The organism is Microcoleus sp. B4-D4 (assembly GCF_036705185.1).
Taxonomy (GTDB): Bacteria; Cyanobacteriota; Cyanobacteriia; order Cyanobacteriales; family Microcoleaceae; genus Microcoleus.
Genome location: NZ_JAUBTX010000012.1, coordinates 109,956 through 129,144, shown reverse-complemented (window position 1 = coordinate 129,144; position 19,189 = coordinate 109,956). Strand labels below are relative to the sequence as shown.

13 protein-coding genes are annotated in these 19,189 nt (G+C 42.0%); 3 read left to right on the top strand and 10 right to left on the bottom strand.

Annotated elements, in window-relative coordinates; translation table 11 throughout:
- The first annotated feature begins 280 nt into the window (after positions 1 to 280).
- On the top strand, positions 281 to 493 hold the full coding sequence (locus QUB13_RS12590; RefSeq protein WP_333381101.1) for a hypothetical protein: 213 nt from the start codon (positions 281 to 283) through the stop codon (positions 491 to 493).
- Here the strand turns inward: QUB13_RS12590 and QUB13_RS12585 are convergent.
- The 10 genes from QUB13_RS12585 to QUB13_RS12540 form a co-directional block, all read right to left on the bottom strand.
- The gene (locus QUB13_RS12585) at positions 479 to 718 is read right to left on the bottom strand and encodes a tyrosine-type recombinase/integrase (RefSeq protein WP_333381109.1); all 240 of its coding nucleotides are present in this window, start codon (positions 716 to 718) and stop codon (positions 479 to 481) included. The genes QUB13_RS12590 and QUB13_RS12585 overlap by 15 nt on opposite strands.
- 81 nt (positions 719 to 799) lie before the next feature.
- Positions 800 to 1,009 (bottom strand): hypothetical protein, encoded by a 210-nt coding sequence (locus QUB13_RS12580; RefSeq protein ID WP_333381099.1) that lies wholly within the window; start codon positions 1,007 to 1,009, stop codon positions 800 to 802.
- 874 nt (positions 1,010 to 1,883) lie between these two features.
- On the bottom strand, positions 1,884 to 3,626 hold the full coding sequence (locus QUB13_RS12575) for a putative bifunctional diguanylate cyclase/phosphodiesterase (RefSeq protein WP_333381097.1): 1,743 nt from the start codon (positions 3,624 to 3,626) through the stop codon (positions 1,884 to 1,886).
- A 259-nt stretch (positions 3,627 to 3,885) separates the two neighbouring features.
- Positions 3,886 to 5,160, bottom strand: coding sequence for a hybrid sensor histidine kinase/response regulator (locus tag QUB13_RS12570; protein ID WP_333381095.1), 1,275 nt, complete (start codon positions 5,158 to 5,160; stop codon positions 3,886 to 3,888).
- Positions 5,161 to 5,462: 302 nt separating this feature from the next.
- The gene (locus QUB13_RS12565; RefSeq protein WP_333381093.1) at positions 5,463 to 10,922 is read right to left on the bottom strand and encodes a trifunctional serine/threonine-protein kinase/ATP-binding protein/sensor histidine kinase; all 5,460 of its coding nucleotides are present in this window, start codon (positions 10,920 to 10,922) and stop codon (positions 5,463 to 5,465) included.
- Positions 10,923 to 11,159: 237 nt separating this feature from the next.
- Positions 11,160 to 11,918, bottom strand: a complete 759-nt coding sequence (locus QUB13_RS12560) for an SDR family oxidoreductase (RefSeq protein WP_442922161.1) — start codon at positions 11,916 to 11,918, stop codon at positions 11,160 to 11,162.
- A 143-nt stretch (positions 11,919 to 12,061) separates the two neighbouring features.
- Positions 12,062 to 13,183: a 3-oxoacyl-ACP synthase III family protein gene (locus QUB13_RS12555; RefSeq protein ID WP_333381091.1), complete on the bottom strand. Its 1,122-nt coding sequence runs from the start codon at positions 13,181 to 13,183 to the stop codon at positions 12,062 to 12,064.
- 144 nt (positions 13,184 to 13,327) lie between these two features.
- Positions 13,328 to 14,890 (bottom strand): class I adenylate-forming enzyme family protein, encoded by a 1,563-nt coding sequence (locus QUB13_RS12550; RefSeq protein WP_333381089.1) that lies wholly within the window; start codon positions 14,888 to 14,890, stop codon positions 13,328 to 13,330.
- A 2-nt stretch (positions 14,891 to 14,892) separates the two neighbouring features.
- A complete protein-coding gene (locus QUB13_RS12545; RefSeq protein ID WP_333381086.1) occupies positions 14,893 to 15,231 on the bottom strand; it encodes a hypothetical protein in 339 nt (112 codons plus the stop codon).
- Positions 15,232 to 15,567: 336 nt separating this feature from the next.
- Positions 15,568 to 17,205, bottom strand: a complete 1,638-nt coding sequence (locus QUB13_RS12540) for an HAL/PAL/TAL family ammonia-lyase (RefSeq protein WP_333381084.1) — start codon at positions 17,203 to 17,205, stop codon at positions 15,568 to 15,570.
- Positions 17,206 to 17,699: 494 nt separating this feature from the next.
- Between QUB13_RS12540 and QUB13_RS12535 the strand changes: the two genes are divergently transcribed.
- A complete protein-coding gene (locus tag QUB13_RS12535) occupies positions 17,700 to 18,071 on the top strand; it encodes a helix-turn-helix transcriptional regulator (RefSeq protein ID WP_333381082.1) in 372 nt (123 codons plus the stop codon).
- 213 nt (positions 18,072 to 18,284) lie between these two features.
- Positions 18,285 to 19,181, top strand: coding sequence for a pirin family protein (locus QUB13_RS12530; RefSeq protein WP_333381080.1), 897 nt, complete (start codon positions 18,285 to 18,287; stop codon positions 19,179 to 19,181).
- Positions 19,182 to 19,189: the final 8 nt, after the last annotated feature.

The following is a 19,189-nucleotide window of genomic DNA, read 5'->3' as shown; positions in this document are numbered from 1 at the left end:
CAGTTCATAAGCTAAAATTTAAGGTAGGTTATAAAAAATAAAATTATAACACATTTTCCTTGCTATGCAGGACTACCGAGCGGCGCTGTTAACATTCATTGCTTCATAACCTCGTCGTGAGTTAGCTTGCAAACTTTTTATATTTCAGTCATATCACAAATACCGATCGGTTCGATCTGAATTAACGCCAATTTTATCAATCACAAACTCTTTCTCGATCGATAAAGCAAATTGAACTCGCGGCCCACCCATACTTCATGCGACCGTTGGCGTGCGACCTGTGGTTTATACCCGACCCGACAGCGGAGTCGGTCAAACTTACTGCATTACTACTGCACTGGTAGGTGGGGATGGAGCGATCGCGGCGGTTGGGGGCGATCGTCATAAACTAGCAGACCGCTGCCAACGGGGTAACGAGCGTTTTCCAGTGTTAGAAAGCATGGAAAGTGAAGCGATCGCCCCTCGCACTTGTTCCGGCCTAACCTCTAAGTAGCACTGCAATTGTTCTGGCGTTGCGGTGGCCGCTGATTTCTTGAACGATCCGCAATGGAATCCCCGCGTTGCTCATCTGCGTCAGTGCCGACCTTCTGAGGCTGTGGGTGGAAGCGCCGATGATGCCAACTTTTTCGCAAGCTTCTTGGAATAGGTGAGAGGCAGCTTCCGGGTTCGCGTGTTTCCAGCGGTGGTTGAGGTGGCGGCTGGGGAATAGGTAAGGGATGTTTGTAGGTTTCTAACAGCAGCCTCAACTCTTGAATAATGGGGATAGTGCGGGTGCCGAGCTTGCCTTTGGTGTTGACATTCATCGGATAATCATTTCGGAGCGGATGGCATTCGCTGGGGTGAAAACATCGATGACTTTTAAGCTGCACGCTTCGGCAATGCGGCAGGCAGTGTACAGGCAAACTCCAAAGAGGGCGCGGTCGCGATCGCTCTGCAAACCTTCGTTGAACAAGAGTTCGATTTCCTCTTGCGTCAGGATTTTTGCTTGCCCGTGTCCCTCAATCTTCATGCAGGCGTGTATACCCGACCCGACACCTGAGAGTTTGCCGCAAATACTGCATTACTGCATCCGTCGGGGGTATTTCTTAATGAGGCGGGTGAGCGGGGTCAAGGGTTTGGTTCGGGCGATCGTTCCGGGATGTTGATATGTTTGGTTGGCGTTGCTTAATCAGGGTATGAAAAAAATCACTTAAAAATCCCGAATTTTTGTGCATACTGGTTTCTATGACTTGCATATTTAGCCTTTCATACCCTAAATCAGCAACGTCTTTTTGAGAGGCTGACCTTCTTTCGATCGTCCTCAATTTTCAGAAAACCATAATCGCTGATTTACCAGACCAACCAAAAACCTTCCACTAAACAACGTGGCGGAGTTGTACTCACATTTTCCGGTCATCCGCCAGTAGCAAATCCAGGAATTACACAAAACCTATCTCTGTTACTGGCGAGTAACGCATTCAGCACTTACGGACAACCTAATTTTTCAGCAAAGGTTAACTAACACAAAAGTGAGAGTTTGTGTGCAAGCCTTCTGCAAACGTTAAGGAAAATCTTAAGCATAATTAGATGTTTGAGAATGATTTGTTGTACGATAGCTAAAATACCGTAAGTGTTGAGATAGATTATTGACAATGCAACTTATGTATCCTGAATGTATCACCCTAATCTCCTGGCTTTAATCCTATAGAATTAGGGTGGTCACAACTGAAAGCTTTTTTACATCAGTTCTCGCCAACCACTACCCAGATAGTAGATATTTGGCTGGCTACTGCACGCTTATTTTGTCAATCCTAAGCACTTAAAAAGCTAGTTTAGCAGCGGCTGACACTTTACTTAATAAACCAGGAATAGGCTATATTAGTTAGCGTTGAAATATCCGCCGTTTAAGCATCGCCCAAAAGCGTTGCAGCACTCAACATAGCAACAGCCCCTTCCTCCTCCAAAGGTCGCGAAAAAAAGTACCCTTGATAGGAGCTGCATCCCAAAGAACGGAGTATAATTAGTTGCTCTTCCGTCTCCACCCCTTCTGCGATTGCCTCTAATTCCAAAGAACTCGCCAGATTTAAAATCGCCTCCAGCAAAGTCAAATTTTTCCCTCCTTCCTCCAGGCAGCAAACAAAAGAGCGGTCAATTTTGAGAGTATCAATCGGCAACAATTGTAAGTAAGATAAATTGGAATAGCCCGTGCCAAAATCATCCAAACACACCTTAACTTGCCGAGCTTTCAACAGCTCTAGTACCCCAGCAGCCTCCTCAGCATTCTCCATTAAAACACTCTCGGTAATCTCTAACTTCAAAAATTCGCCCTTTAAGTTATGCACTCGCAGCAGTGAGTCTAAAAGTGGTAACAAATTAGGAGCAAATAGCTGAATTCCCGATAAGTTAACGCTCATATTTAAAGGCAAATAGTCAGGGAATTGCAACTGCCATTTACTTAAACAAGCCACTGCTTCCGACAGTACCCACTCCCCTAGTGCCACAATCAAACCCGTTCTTTCGGCCACCGGAATAAACTCGCTCGGAGAAACCAAGCCGCGGGTCGGATGCCGCCATCTTACCAACGCTTCAAATCCCACTATTTTACCCGTTGCAAAAGATACAATCGGCTGATAATTAAGGTAAAACTGTTGCAAATTAATTGCATTTTGCAAGTCATTTTCTAACTGGAGTTGCTCTAAAGCTCTCGATTGCATACCAGCATCAAATACAACAGTGCTACCAGCACCCCGAACAAAAGCCTCATGTCTAGCCACGTCAGCCGCCCGCAGCAACTCTTCCGGCTCTTCTGTGCCAACTGCACCTAAAGCAATGCCAATACTAACACTAGAAAAGACCGCAGTTTCATTCAAGTGAGACGGCATTTCTAAAGATTGGCGAATGCGTTCTGCTGCATCTAAAGCTAACCGAGAATTAGCAATATTTTCCATCCAAATCGCAAACGCATCTTCTCCCACTCTTGCTATAAGATTCATATTCAAAGCCCAAGCCTCTAACCGCCGTGCTACTTCTACTAGCAACTGCTCTCCTCTAGAATGACCTAAGCTATATTTAACAATTTGATAACGGTTAATAGTCAGAAATAAAATAGCTTCTAAATGACCCACTTCTATTATAGAATTGCTGCCACTACGCATCTCTTTTAAGAGCAAATTACGGTTAGGTAAACCTGTCAGCTCGTCGTAAAATGCTTGGTAACAGATTTGTGCATTCGCTGTAGCAAGCTCCTGCTCTTTTTCCCTAGCAAGTCGCACAAACTCTAAAGTTTTATTAATGGTAACTTTTAAGTCATTCAAATCAATCGGCTTCGTTAAAAAATCAAAAGCACCTCTATTCATAGCTCTCCTAATATTTGGCATATCCCCATAAGCTGAAACCACTACAGCTTTGAGCGTCGGGTCAATAGCTGGCAGATTCTCTAGCAAAGTTAAACCGTCCATTTCGGGCATATTAATATCAGTTAGCACCAAGTCAAAAGAGCCATCAGCTTGAAGTTTATCTAAAGCTTGGACTCCATTAATTGCAAAATCAAACTCAAATTCTTGAGTGCTGATTTGACGCCGAAATAGCTGAAGGATTAGATATTCTAAAAGTGGTTCGTCATCAATTACTAAGATTTTAGCTGTCATGAATTGCTCTTGTTAGCAAGTAACCAGGATTTTAATTCTCTTGTAGGGGCAATCCCCCTGTGATTGCCCCCCTGGGGTTGCACCGTAAGTAAGTTTGGGGAAGGCAGGAAAGCACTGCTCCTACAGAAAACTCATCATTTTCAGGACTTATGCTCCTAAACCGGGTTTATCTACAAAATTTAAGATTCTCACTAGAAACCTACAAAGAAACTCGGTTTCTAGCCTGTGCGTAAGTGTTAATTTTATCAGTTCCCAACCCTTAAGTGGGAATTTCAATAATAAATTCTGTTCCCTCGCCAGGTGTAGAGTTACAACTGAGCCATCCCCCGTGTTTTTCTTCAACAATAGACCGCGAAATCGATAAACCCAATCCCGTTCCTTTACCCACTGATTTTGTAGTAAATAAGTGGTTAAATACCCGCCGTTTCACTTCTTCTGTCATCCCCATCCCGTTGTCAGCAATAGAAATTATAACATGAGAAGTGGAATTATCCTTGATAACTTTTTCGCTCTCATCGGTAAGGAAAGTGCGAATGGTAATTTTATTAGGATTCGCCTTAATTTCATCGCGGCTCCGCCCTGAATCCCACTCTTCCAATGCGTCTATGGCATTAGCAAGGATATTTAAAAACACCTGATTTAACTGTCCGGGATAACACTCTACTGGGGGGAATTCTCCGTAGTTTTTTAGCACTTGAATTTCGGGTTTACCCTCATTGGCTTTGAGCCGATGTCTCAAAATTAATAAGCTACTATCAATTCCTTCATGGATATTGAAACGAACTTTGGATTTAGTATCTACCCGCGAAAAAGTCCTCAGAGAAATGCTAATTCCCCGAATGCGCTCAGTTCCTTCTTTCATAGAACTGAGCATTTGTGGCAAGTCTTCTAAGAGAAAAGGGAGGTCAAGAGATTCAATTTGAGTTTGTAATTCTGGATTATTTAGGGAGCAGTGTTGTTGATAAATGTTGAGAGCAGTCATCAATTCTTGAAAGTAGCTTTCGGCGTGTTCAATGTTTCCTATAATGAAGCTGATGGGATTGTAAATTTCGTGGGCAACTCCGGCCACTAACTGGCCCACGGAAGCCATTTTTTCGTTTTGAATGAGTTGAGTTTGCACCTCTTGAAGTTCTGTTAAATTTTGTCTGACTTGTTTAACAGTTTCTAAGGCTCTTTGGATAGTAATCTCCATGTCCTGAAAATCAATGGGTTTTGTCAAAAAGTCAAAAGCTCCCCGGTTCATGGCAGTTCTAATGTTTTGCATATCTCCATAGGCGGAGATGACGACTGCTTTCAATGTATTGTCGATTTCTGAGAGTTTTTCTAGTAAAGTTAACCCGTCCATTTCGGGCATATTAATATCTGTTAGCACTAAATCAAATGGTGGAGATTCGGCAATTTTTTCTAAGGCTTCTCTGCCATTGTGAGCAAAGACAAATTCAATTTCTTTGATCCGAATTTTTTGCCTGAATTTTTGTTGAATGACGTATTCTAAAAGTTGTTCATCATCGACGACTAGGATTTTTGCTGTCATGGGGAGCTATTCTGTATCCTATGGTAGAAATAACTAGGGTCATTAGCTTAATATAGCGCGTTGTTTAAAATTTGTAAAGGATTAAATTTATTAATGAGGATGTAGTCAGGAAGAAGGAAGAATACTTATGCAATCAGCTTTTTATTCATCCGTATTTTACGTTTAATTCAGTGGATATACTTAACATTAACTGTATAATTTTAACCAGTAAAGGTGGGTTTGGTTTGACAAGAAGCAGTTTCAACCTTCGAGTAAATTTACTGATGTAATGTTTTAACGCCTCTATCGTGCGCCAAAGCTATTTAACTTTTGGGCAAAGTAATGATAAATTCGGTGTAATTTTCGGTTTCGGTTTGCACTTCTAAATTGCCTCGATGCTGTCCAACAATGATATCGTAAGTGATGGATAAACCTAAACCCGTTCCCTGTCCGGGAGGCTTAGTAGTGAAGAAAGGGAGGAATATTTTTTCTTGATTTTCTTTAGGAATACCAATGCCATTGTCACGAATGCGGATTTCTATTGCAGTGCCTAGATTTTTAGTGGTAACAGAAACTGTGGGATTGAAATCGGCGGTCATTTTAGATAGTTTAATATAAGAGGCATAGCAAGCATTATCAATGATGTTAATTAAAGCGCGGCTGAGGTCAGAAAAGGCGACATCTAGTTCTTCAATTGATTGGTCATAGTCGGTTTTCAGGGTAAGGTTGAAGGTTTTATCTTTGGCACGAATGCTGTGGTAAGCTAATTGTAGGGCTTGAGCGACGAGGGCGTTAATGTCGGTTTTTTGGCGGATACTACCCTCGCTGCGAGCGTGCATTAGCATACTTTGAATAATGCTGTTGGCACGTTGTCCTTGTTCGTTAATTTCTGATACGTTGCGCTTAAGATAAGTGAGGTTTTCATTAATTAATTCAAGGGATTCTGAGTCTAAATTTTGGAATTGGCGGTCTATTTGTTCTGCGATTTCAGAGGTTAACTCTTCTGAGAGAGTAGCAAGAGAAGTGACGAAGTTGAGGGGGTTGCGGATTTCGTGGGCAACACCTGCGGTGAGAGCTCCGAGGGAGGCAAGTTTTTCAGAGGCTACTATTTGTTTTTGAGCTATTTTTAATTCGGCGGTGCGTTCTTCAACTTTCTGTTCTAGGGTTTCCGAATATGCTTCTAGTTGTTGGTTGGCTTGTTCTAAATTTTGGTTAAGTTGATTGACTTCTGCGTAAAGTTTAGCATTGGTAATAGCGATCGCAGCTTGTCCCGATAGCATTTGTAACACTGTGAGTCTGTCAGCGGTAAATGCAACGGTTGTTAAGTTATTTTCGAGATAGATAATCCCTGAAAGTTGACCTTGATTGAGCAGGGGCGTACACAAGATTGATTTGGGCTGATTTTGTTGGATGTAGGGGTCTTTTTTAAAGATTCCTTCGTGGCTGGCATCGTTTAAAACGACTGTTTCTTTAGTGCGGGCAACGTAGTTAATAATCGAGGCTGGAACTGCATTTTCGATGAGAGGAACGGAAATATTTTCCTCTGCGGGCTGTTGGGGATTGGTCAATACGGTGAGGTCGTTACTTTCCACGATTCCCGTGGCTGAAATCACCCACTGATTCTCACTTTGGTTAGATGAAAAAGTTGCTTGGGTGAGCAATGAGCCGCGAGTAGCTCCGGCATTTTCTATGAGAATGGTCATTAATTTACTTAGCAGTTCGCTGAGAACAATTTCCCCAGATAACGCCTGCGCTGCTTTCATAATTGTATCGAGGTCAAGTGCTGTTGAATGGCTGGAAGTAGAGGTTGTTGTCCAGTTTGAGGTGGTTGTGCTAGTGGGGTCAAGGCTGATAGTTTCAGACTGCTGCGTGCGGGAGATGAGATGGGGATATGTTTCTTCTAAGTCTCTGACTTTGGCGATCGCTCCCCAGCGAATGTAGCAGTAATAGGCTTCGGTCATGTAGGTTTTGGCGACTTTTTCTCTACCGAGGGCTAGATAAAATTCGGCAGCACGTTCGTTGGCGAGGGCTTCTTCTTGGATGAATCCTTGTTCTTTGGCTCCGTTGATGGCTCGTTCGTAGTAGGTTATTGCTGTCTCGTTTTGTCTCAATACTCGCGCTTTTTCTGCTTCTACGAGTTCGTATTTGTGCTGGAAGTTCATGGGGGCGTGGTGCGCCCATATTTTCATTTGTTTTTGATGGGATGCTACTTTTTTCAGGTATTGCTTTTGTTCGGTTTTGGTGGTGGCTGGATAGTGCGCGAGGAGGGCTAGGGAATAGTAAAATTTGTACTGAGCAAAAAACAATGAACCACTTAAACTTTGTTGGTAATTCTCTGCTGATTGACCTGCTCTAACCGACAATTGAAAATCTTTAAATAAATATAATACGATCACTTTTGCTATATAAATGTGCATTATCCCCGTAGGATTATTGGTTGCAATAAACACTGCAAGAGTTTTTTCTTCATTAAAATGGTCGCTTATTAGCAATTTATTATCACTAGCTTTTCTTAAAAGATTGAGCGTAAACTGATGCCATAAATTTATGATGACACCAAGAAACTCTTCTTTTACCTTTACTATTAAGTCAATGTATTCTGCTTGCTTTCGAGATAAATTATCTAGATTAACTTCGGTAAAAATACTATATGTGCAATAGTTAGTAGCACATTGGCAAGCGTAATGAATGTCTCCATTTAACAAACCGGCTTGGAATCCCTCTTCTAAAGATTGACGAACATTTATAATTTTTTCCTTCCAGATTATAACAAAAATATTAAACATCATGTAAACTTTGGCTTTGAGATCTTTGGCGTTAAATTTATCTAATATTATTAAAGATAATTTACCAAATCTATACCCCGACTCTATATCTCCTATAGCCGAACATAAAATAATGCTATAAGCTCCAAATATGTAAGCAGATAGAGATGAATTGCCATACTTTAAAGCAATATCCATCATTTTAAATACCATGAGAGGAAAAAGGAGAGGATTGACGCTAAAAGTAGCTGGCAGAACATTAATTAATATTCTCACAGCCGCAAGTTGATAGGGATCAGTCATTAAAGGAAGATCGATTAAATCTTCTAGTGAATAGCGCTCTAGCTTGAATTTTATCAAACTGTAATTTAACATAATATTTAATTTGTTCGGCTGATTCGGCAAATCAACTTTTAACATTTTCAATATTTTTAAAGCTATATCAAGAGCATTCTGCGGTTGATTTTGAGAATAATAAAAGCTAATTTTAAATTCATAAGCTTTGACTTTATCTAAAAGACTTTGAGTTTGTAGCAACACAATTTCAGACAAATTTTCCGCCCGGTTAAAATTAGTATTTAGATATTCTAATTCTAAGGCTTCCAAATGAATATTTTTTGTTAATTCATAGTGACTTTGCCAGCCTGATTCTGGCAGAAGCTCTAAAGCAACATTCAAATACCCAATAGCTGCTTTATAAGCGGTCGCAGTTTTTGCTTTCTTTCCGGCTTTCAAATTAAAATGAGCTAGCTCTTTTTTTTCCAATTCTGATAGGATAAACTCTCGTCCGATATTTACTTGATTGACAATATCGAAAATATTTTCTTCAAGATTTTCGCTCGGCGTATTTTTCCACACCAATTGACCGATTTTCAGGTGAGTTGGTTTTCTGCCTGCTTCTGGAATTAAAGAGTAAGCTGCTTGTTGTACTCTGTCGTGTAAGAACTTATAACCCACTCTCGACCTATCAAACAACAACTCATTCTTATCATCTGCTTGAAACAATAAAGCTATTTTATAATCCTGATTTAACGGTAAAATTAATCCGGTTTGCAAAGCAGTCCACAAATCCTCTGCGGTATCGTGAGAAGATTTCTCATTGACAATCGCCAAAACATCCAAATTAAATCGGCTACCAATACAAGCTGCTAATTTCAGAACTTGCTGGGTATTATCTGGCAATTTACGAATATTCCTAGCTACCAGTTCAACTACATTGAAGTCGGTAATTCCTAAGCTTTGAATCTTCTCAATGCTCCAATGCCACTGATTTAATTCAAAGTTAAAAGTTAATGAATTTTCGGAGGCTAAAGTTTTAAATAGCTGCGTTAAAAAAAATGGATTTCCTTGAGTTTTATTATATAATAATTCAGACAGCTCAAAAATGCGGTTGCCGCTAATAGCTACCTCACTCAAAGTATCGCCTACTAACTCACTGACCTGACTAATATCTAAGGGTTGCAAAATAATATTATTTATGACAGAACCAGCTTTCTCAATTTTTTCTAAAGTTTGAATAGTCGGGTGAACTGGACTCACTTCATTATCTCGATAGGCACCAATCATTAACAGGTAATGACTATCCGAGTCCGTCATTAACTGTTCGATTACATTTAGAGAAGCTAAATCGGCCCATTGTAAGTCATCAAGAAACAAGACTAGGGGATGTGAGGGTTGAGCAAAAACGTAAATGAATTGCTGAAATATACGATTAAAACGGTTTTGGGTTTCTGTAGACCCTAATTCAGAAACTTCAGGCTGTTTGCCGATAATCAGTTCCACTTCTGGAATAACGTCAATAATAATCTGCCCATTTTCGCCTAAAGCTACAAGCAGTTTCTCTTTCCAAACAGCAATTTCGTCATAATTTTGCGTCAATATCTGCCGAATAAGTTCTTGAAAAGCTTGAGTAAGGGCGGCATAGGGAATGTCTCGCTTAAATTGATCGAACTTACCGCTAATAAAATATCCCCTTTGCCGAAGAATTGGTTTGTGAATTTCCTGAATTACGCAAGTTTTGCCAATACCAGAATAACCAGAAACCAACATCATCTCGGTTTGCCCTAAACTGACCCGCTCAAAGGCTTGTAAGAGAGTTTCCACTTCCGCTTCCCGTCCGTATAGTTTTTGCGGAATCAGGAATTGTCCAGTTTTATCCACTTTACCCGGAATAAAATCTTCAATTTTTCCTGTCGTTTGCAGTTGCGTCAAACATTCTTCTAAATCAGCTTTTAATCCCAAGGCACTTTGATATCTATTTTCAGCATTTTTAGCCAGCAATTTTGTGACAATATTGGCTATGGTTATTGGTAATTCTGGATTGCGTTGGTGGAGTGGAATGGGGTTTTTCGCGATGTGGCAATGTATCAATTCCATTGGATCTAGTGAATTGAAAGGCAATTTACCCGTCAACATCTCGTAGAATGTGACACCCAAGGAATAAAAGTCAGTGCGATAGTCAAGGGTGCGGTTCATTCTCCCAGTTTGTTCTGGGGACATATAAGCAAGAGTGCCTTCAATGCAGTTGGGATTCATTGGGCTTTGGGTTTCTCTTTCCAAGCTGGTAGCAATGCTGAAGTCGATAATTTTTATTTGCTTGGTTTGGGGATTTATAATAATGTTTTGCGGTTTAATATCTTTATGAATTACGTGATTATGGTGCAGTGTTGCTAAAATTTCTGCTATCTGAATAGCAATATTTAGGAATTGTTTTAATTCAAGGTGTTCTGCATTAACAAATTTTTTTAATGACTGAGACTCAAAGTATTCTAAAACCAAAACTAAACTATGTTGGTAGTTCGTTATTTCAATCGGTTTAATAATTCCTTCTATCTTTAAACTTTGAAGGATATTGTATTCATGTCGGAGGCGGGCGATTTCTTCTAGGGTGGGATATTCGGCTCTGAGAGTTTTGATAATTACGGGAGTATTATCTGAGGAGCGTTCGGCTTGATAAATAACGGTTTTGAAGCCTTCGTAAATGGGTTGAAAAAGTTGGTAGCCGTTGAGTTTTAGCATAATTTTAGCTGTGCAATTTTTTGAGAATCAGACTGTTGATTAAAAACAGCACCCATATAACCAATAAACGTAGCATAAACTTTTACAAAAGTTATGTGATATAGAATACAGCATTTTCAGATAAGTGAGGTAGGGGTATGAAAGTATAGTGCTAGATAGCATAGATTTGTTAAGAAGAATGTATACAAAAGCGAGAGGGACTGTTAACAATCGCTCTCGTCTTTTGGGGCATTTTCCCTACTGCGCGGTGTATCCGCCGTCAATCACCATGTTATGCCCTGTAACAAACGAAGCTTTTTCCGAACATAGCCACGTAACAGCATTGGCAACCTCCTCTGGCTGGCCGATACGTCCCACAGGATGCTGTGCTTCTATATAAGCAAGTTGGTCTATGGGGATATTCATACTTAGAGCCTCAGTCTGGATGGCTCCTGGGCTAACAGCATTGATGCGGATGCCAGACTTAGCATACTCCATCGCTGCGGTTTGGGTTAAAGCAATAATCCCGCCTTTGCTAGCTGAATAGATAGAAAAACCAACCAAGCCAGTAATTCCAGCTATAGATGCTATATTCACGATAGCACCGCCTTGTTGGAGCATCGCAGGGATCTCATATTTGAGACAAAGCCAAGTTCCTTTAAGGTTTACATTAGTTATGCGATCCCAGTCTGATTCTAAAAGAGTTGTAATCGAACCTCCTACAATTACGCCAGCATTGTTACAGGCGTAGTCTAAACGACCATAAATTTCCACAGTTTTGTCAACCAATGCTTTTACATCAGCCTCCTGAGAAACATCAGTTTTCACAAAAATAGCCTCCCCTCCTCTTTCACAAATTTCATGGACTGTTTGTTCCCCTTCCGCAACTCGGCGACCAGCAATTACTATATTTGCTCCAGCGCTAGCAAATGCGAATGCTATTGCTTTGCCAATACCAGAAGCTCCTCCAGTAACAAGCGCAACTTTTCCATCGAATTCTCTTGAGTAGAACATCATTGAACTCCTTATTTTTGATGAATTAAAATGTGGCTGTGTGGGGAGTAAAAATAAAGTTTTTTATTGATTACTCCCCCGACAAGCAAATAATTTCCACAAAATATTACTTATTCAAATGGTAAATTCTTTACCTTAGAACGCGATTAAACCATTACTGCTGCCGGAACATTAATGAAGCTTGGCGATGGAGTTGGCATGGGGCCTAATGCAACCTTACCCCAGCGTATAACCATTGCGGCAGCATTACCTACAAACCCATGAGCGTAAACAAGAACCAAATCACCCTCGTGAATTTTTTCTAGCTTTGCTGCATGATGCAAGGCAACTACAACCGAAGCTGTAGAAATATTAGTGTAGTGAGGGTAAATATTGATTGTTTTTGTGGGATCAATACCTAACTCTTCTACGCAGAAATCAACGTACCATGCTGTGGCAGCATAAAAAATAAAGAAATCGATTTGCTTCAAAGTCACGTCAGCATTTTCTAAGGCACTATTACAGCACTTACGAAAGTATTTCGTGAATAATTCTGGCATTTTTTTACCAGCTTCTTTGTTTGCCCGAACCATGAATACTGGTTGACCTTGAAAGTCAGTTGTGAGGTCTGCGGAAACAGCCCCACACGATTCTTTAGTGTTGGTAATTTCTGCACCAATAAGTCCTTGATTTGCTTCCAACTCACCAACCAAAAAAGCACCCGCTCCATCACCAGAGAAGATAGAAAAAGCTTCCCCCTTACAAAAGCGAGAGTATGTACATGAAGCTACGACCAAAATATTTTTGTATCGCCCAGATGCCACTCGCAAACAAGCATCTTCAAGAGCAAAAAGTGAACCAGCACAGCTTGAATCGAGATTGAAAGCCGGACATTCTAGGTTTAATTTCTTTGCTAAGTAAGCTGCGTTTCCGGGAATAATATGATGTGGAAACATTGAGGAAACAATCATTAAATCAACATCCTTAATATTCAGCTTTGCTGATTGAATAGCTTGTAAAGCTGCATTATGTTCAAGAGTTAATGAAGTCTCATCACCACTAATCATCCGGCGCTCAATACTACCTCGGAAAGGATCGGATACGTATGGGAGCATCGTCTTTGTCCAGGCATTCATTTCACCACCTTCTAGAGGTGTAAAAGCCTTGGAAAAACTTGCTTGTTTTGTTGTGTCTAATAGTTCTGGATAGTTTTCTAAGAAGTAATCGTTTCTAATAACTTCTTTTGGAAAGCTAACAGCTATTGATCGAATACCTACTGATTGAGACATGACAATGTAACTCGTTATGAAATTGTAAACTTTTGGGCAATTAAGAGTAGGGTGTCTAACCGCGACAGGTTAAAAATTCGCAGAGCATAACTCAAGGTAAGACACCCTAAAGAGTTGGAAACCTGACTAGGATAGGATAGGAGCTTAACTATGCGCCTCGCGCAAAACCCGCCTCAAAACCTTACCCGTCGTATTCTTCGGCAACGAATCAACAAACCGGACAAGGTGAGGAACCTTATAAGCAGCTATCTGCTTAGAGCAGAAAGAAATCACATCCTCTGGCGCGACAACTTGCCCATTATTCAGGACAATATTCGCCAAAATACTCTCACCTTTCACTCTGTCAGGAACACCACAAATAGCCACTTCCGCCACCGCTGGATGTTGAGAAATCACCCGCTCCAATTCGCTCGGATAAACCTTAAATCCAGAAACATTGATCATGTCCTTCAAGCGGTCAACAATGTAGAAATAGCCCTCTTCATCCATCCGGCCCAAATCTCCAGTGTGAAACCAACCATTTGACATAACTTCGGCAGTTTCAGCGGGACGTTTCCAATAGCTTGACATCACATTAGGGCCGCGAATAATAATCTCGCCAACATCCCCAACCTCCACTTCTGAACCCTCACTATCCACCACCTTCATTTCCACATTATCAATTGGCATCCCAATCGAACCAGGCTTATATTTCAAGTAATGATTATAACAAGAAAAAGGCGAAGTTTCCGTCAAACCGTACCCTTCATGGATCACCAAACCATACTGTTCTTGCCACTGCTCTACAACTTCCAAAGGCATTCTAGCAGCAGCGCTAAAATAATAGCGTACTGAGTTAAAGTTGCATTCATCTGGCGACATTTCTAACAGCTTGGCAAAGGCAGCAGGCACTCCAAAAAACATGGTAATCTGCTCCGCAGCCGTTACCTTCAAAACTTCTGCTGGATAAAATCTGCGCTGCAAAATGATAGTCGCACAAGCATTTAATCCCGCATTCAGAATGAAATTCTGACCGAAACAGTGGAACAATGGTAAATACAAAAGCAACCTATCTTCAGCCCTCATACCGCAGCAGTGCTTGACAGAGTGCATATTAGAAGTCACATTTCCATGAGAAAGCGCAGCTCCTTTAGGAAAACCAGTCGTCCCCGATGTATAGATAATTGCAGCGGGTTCTGTGGGTTCCATTTGAATAGCTTTAGCTTCTACAGAAGCTAAAGCCATCAGTTGTAACAAACTGATTTCTTTACAGCTTAAACTCTGCTTGCTTCCAGAAATATGAGAAGAGTGGCTAACAACCATGCTTGGCGGCTTAATAACTCCATCTTCAGCAATCAAAATGTATTGAAGATAAGCTAAATCATCATCAGGCACTTGCACTCGCAATGATTCTGTCGCAATTACTATCTTAGCCGCACAGTCATTGAGAATAAACCGAACTTCATCAGTTTTGAGCATCGCATTGATAGAAACTGCGACAGCACCAATCTTTAAGATGCCCAGATAAGATATGACAAATTCGGGAATGTTAGGCAGGAAGAGAGCGACGCAATCTCCCCGTTTAATGCCTAATCCTTGCAAACCATTAGCAGCACAGTTTGCCAATTGATTTAGCTGCTTGTAAGTAAAAGATTTACCTTCAAAAATTAAAGCCGTTTTCTGAGGAAAAAATCTACACCCTCTCTCGATATGCTCTGCAATGTTCATTCCTATCTTAGTCCTCCGTAAAATTGCCGCCAAACAATAGGTTTTGTGTTCAAGATTTTGATGCACTGTTGCACTGTCGTTAAGGCCAATCGCCAACCACTAACTAAAGCCTTTGAGTGCTGTGTTTTTTCTAAGGAAACATCCCTCACATAACCAGGGTGAATTGCCTGATAAATTTGTTGCCAATCCCTCGGTTCAAGTTGATAGACTTTGACGCACTGGCGAACAGTATCGGTCAAAAAGTGTTGCTGATTTGACAATCTATCTGCTTTTTTACTTGGGTAAATATCTAGCTGAAAAGCAGTTTCAGAGATGTTAGCTGAAATATTGTGAGTAACCATTTTTGTGCCTTTCTAGTAATGTTCAACAATCCTTTGCAGCCGCAAAATTGGAACTGCTTGTGTAAAAGACAAGCAGTTCTTAATGAGTTAAATTTTTAACTCATTTTTCCACCGTTTTGCAGACTGTTATTAGCTACAAATGACCTGTTTTATACCATTTCTCTAAAATCGTGCAACACTCTTCGACCCCCCCTAGCCCCCCCTTGCAAAGGGGGGGAACAAGAATACTGTTGCATTCTTTTTTAAAATTGGTATTACATAGGAAATGAGAGGGGAAAAAGGGAATGAAATAATGTAAATCTTTGACAAAAATTCTTCCCCTTCCCTTTCTGCTTCCTACTTCAAACTTGATAAAATCTGGTTCACAGCTTGCACAATTCGTCCTTCCTGTGCAATGTCAGCAGCAATCATGGCAATGTGTACATCTAAAGATTGCTCGTTGTCATTCCAAATGTAAGATTTGTCAACATTAGGCGGCTGTCCTACAACTTCGCGCACAGCCTCATATAGCGGTAAGCTAAGTGGTGACAAACACTCCCGTGCATCATAGTGACCTGCGACTTGATGGGTTCGTAAATCAACCGCTTGGACGGCAAACATTAGGGAAATTGCCATATATTGCTGGAACAATTCAATTGAGCGACGAGCTAAATTAGCTGAAGCGAATCCTTGGCTATTGATATTCTGATTGAATTGTTCGGCATGAGTGGGAAAACGGTCAGCAATTGAGTTTCCGTAAAAAGTCAATAGCGGCATAATCGAATTTCCAGCTATTTGCAGACCTTTTAATCCCATGTTGACCTTACGGCTGGTGTTGCCAACCAGAGAAGGCGACAAACCATTATTAAATTCAGGTGCAGCTAACAGCGCAATTTGCACATCCAAATGCTTAGCCAGCAAACCTAAAAGATAGCGCAACCGATCCATCCCAACGCCAATATATTGCCCTAAGAAATTGCCGCCGTGATAGCTAGCTTGATTCTCAGTATCGATTAAGGGGTTGTCAGTAACAGAGTTAAGTTCAACTTCAATCTGCTGGGCAATTTCTGCGATTCCATCCACAATCGGCCCCATGTACTGAGGCAAACAACGCAGCGAATAACGGTCTTGTATCGGACGATCGCCGCGAGACTCGTGGGAACCATCTAACTCATCTCGATTCAAGCAGGAACCTGCGAGGAGTTCGACCATTTGGGAAGCGGCCCACACTTGACCAAAATGAGGCTTGAGCTTGTGAATGAAGGGGTGGAATGATTGATTGGTTCCGCCTAATCCTTGGATGGTCAAAGCATGAGTACCCATTGCCAAGGCAAGTATTACTTGCGAATCCCGGACGCAGTTGGCAGCAATGCCGGTCATTACAGATGTACCATTGGTCATTGCCAGCCCTTCTTTGGGGAGCAGATCAATTCTTGGTAAATCTAATATTTCTAGGGCTTGAATTGCTGACATTTCTCTGCAGTTAAAATCAACAGTGAAACTGTCATCTAGACCTATTAATGCCCCTGTGATGTGCGCTAGGGGAACTAAATCGCCGGAAGCGCCGATCGAACCCAATTCACAAACGTGAGGCGTGACTCCTGCGTTTAGAAAAGCGATCATCCGCTCTATTAACTCCAGCCGAATCCCTGAAGCGCCCTGGAGGTGGGAGTTAATTCGCAAGAGCATGGCGGCGCGGACGCAAGCTGTGGGCAGCTTTGGCCCTGCACCAGCTTTGAGAAACCAAATTAAATTGTTTTGTAAGCTTGCGGCTTCTTCAGGTGCGATCGCTGTATTGGCCATCCCACCAAAGCCAGTTGTAACTCCGTAAATCGGCTTTCCCGACTCGACAGCATTTGCAATGTAGTCGCAGGATGCTTGCACTCGTTCAACAATATCGCTTTCATCATTCAACCGAACTCTGGTTCCGCAGCGGGCAACCCTGGCAACTTCATCTACACTCAGCCGTCGGTTCCCCACAGTTACGTTACTCAAATTAGGCTCAGGCCATTTGGGTAATTTTAGAGAAATCGGCTCTGTTAAGTTTCGTGACACTTCTTAGATCCTAAATTTATAGATAGATGCCACTAAAATGTGACTTTAGTCACAGCACACTCGAAACCAGGATGTTATTTTGAATTCAATGACAGAGAAATATGACTGGATACCATACTCTGCCATTTGTATTCAAATCTTGCCTTTCGTTTCGTAAAACAAGCCGCAGCCACTAGACATCACCGATGTTGAGCCTGCAAGCCTTATTGCGTTAAGGCTGGAAGCTTAAATTCGGTTGGTGTCTATTGTGCTCAAGGCAAAATAAAACTGCGCCGACGCTACATTATGCGGGCAGAGTTATAATTGATTGAGTTATTAAAGCTGGTAGGCTGTTACTGGGGCTATTGACCGATAACTAAATGACAATACCACCGCTAAAGGCTAATCATACATTTTTGTAACAAAACTTTACAATGATTTCCGAAATTTTTAGGATGACTATTGAACGCTACGGGATATCTGGAAAACAGTTATCCAAGTTTTCAGGCGTTAGCGAGAATCATATTTCTGAGTTTCGGCGGGGCAAGACTGGCATTTCTACGGAGGTGCTGTGGAAATTAATTCAGGCAATGGACGAGATCAAGCCGGGAGCCCGCGCTTACTTCTGTAATCGGCTGACGGGGGGAGAGGGATTTGGTAACAGCAGCCAGATGTCAGTGCCAAAGCAACTAGAGTCTTTGTTAAATATGCAGAATTTGGTTGATGGGCTCTCTGACGACAGTTTGGCCTTGTTACTGATGGTGGTGGCGGCGCGGATCAAGAATGGTGTTTCCTCTCATGCGAAGGGTTTTGAGTTAATTGGCTAATAATTTAACCGTTAGTTTGTATAGGCAAGAATCCACAGCTCTTGCCCCTTTTCTGAAACTCTTGCTAAACAAGGATCAAGAAAGATTATGCTGATTTCACTAATTTTTTTATCTTTTAAAAATCAGTGAAATCCTTTGAAATCTCAAGAATTAGAAAAGAGCGGACAGTCTCCCTTAAGACAACTTTAAAAGCAGCTAAACTTGATCAACATCATGACACATAGCATCCAGCATCTCATCGAGCCGCACATTCAAGATTTGGGTGGATTCCAAGCCCGCCGCCTGCTTCCCTCAGACGTTCTAACGCTGGTAGGCCCGTTCATCTTTTTTGACCATCTCGGCCCTGCGGTGTTTCCACCCGGTCGGGGCGTGGATGTCAGGCCGCACCCGCACATCAACTTAGCAACCGTCACCTACCTGTTTGAAGGCGTTTTGCTGCACCGCGATAGTGTCGGCAGCGTTCAAGAAATCCGTCCCGGCGCGGTGAACTGGATGACGGCAGGGCGAGGCATCGTCCACTCCGAACGCACGCCAGACAACGATCGCAGCAAAGAAGCCATCCTGCACGGCATCCAAACCTGGATAGCACTTCCCGACGAATACGAAGAAACAGAACCTTGGTTTCGGCACCATCCGGCAACCGAACTGCCCGCTTGGGAGGATGCAGGAGTTTCGTTCGCCCTGATTGCGGGCGATGCTTACGGTCGCACTTCCCCAGTCCAAATATTTTCACCCATGATTTATCTGGACGTGCAACTGACTCCAGGAACAGAATTTACTTTACCGGGCGATTACAGCGAACAGGCGGTTTACAGCGTGACAGAGGGGCTTGCGATCGATGGAGTGCCTTTAGCACAGCATCGGTTGGCGGTTCTAACTTCAGGCACGCCGGTCAGCATTTCTGCATCGGGCACGGCTCGGTGTATTGTGATTGGCGGCGAACCTGTGGGCGATCGGCATAAATGGTGGAATTTTGTTTCGAGCCGGCGCGAGCGCATTGAACAAGCCAAACTCGATTGGAAAGAAGGAAGGTTTGGTCAGGTTCCTCAAGAGACAGAGTTTATTCCGCTGCCAGAAGAAATGCCAAATCAACCGGAACAGCCGTTGTAAATAGCCCC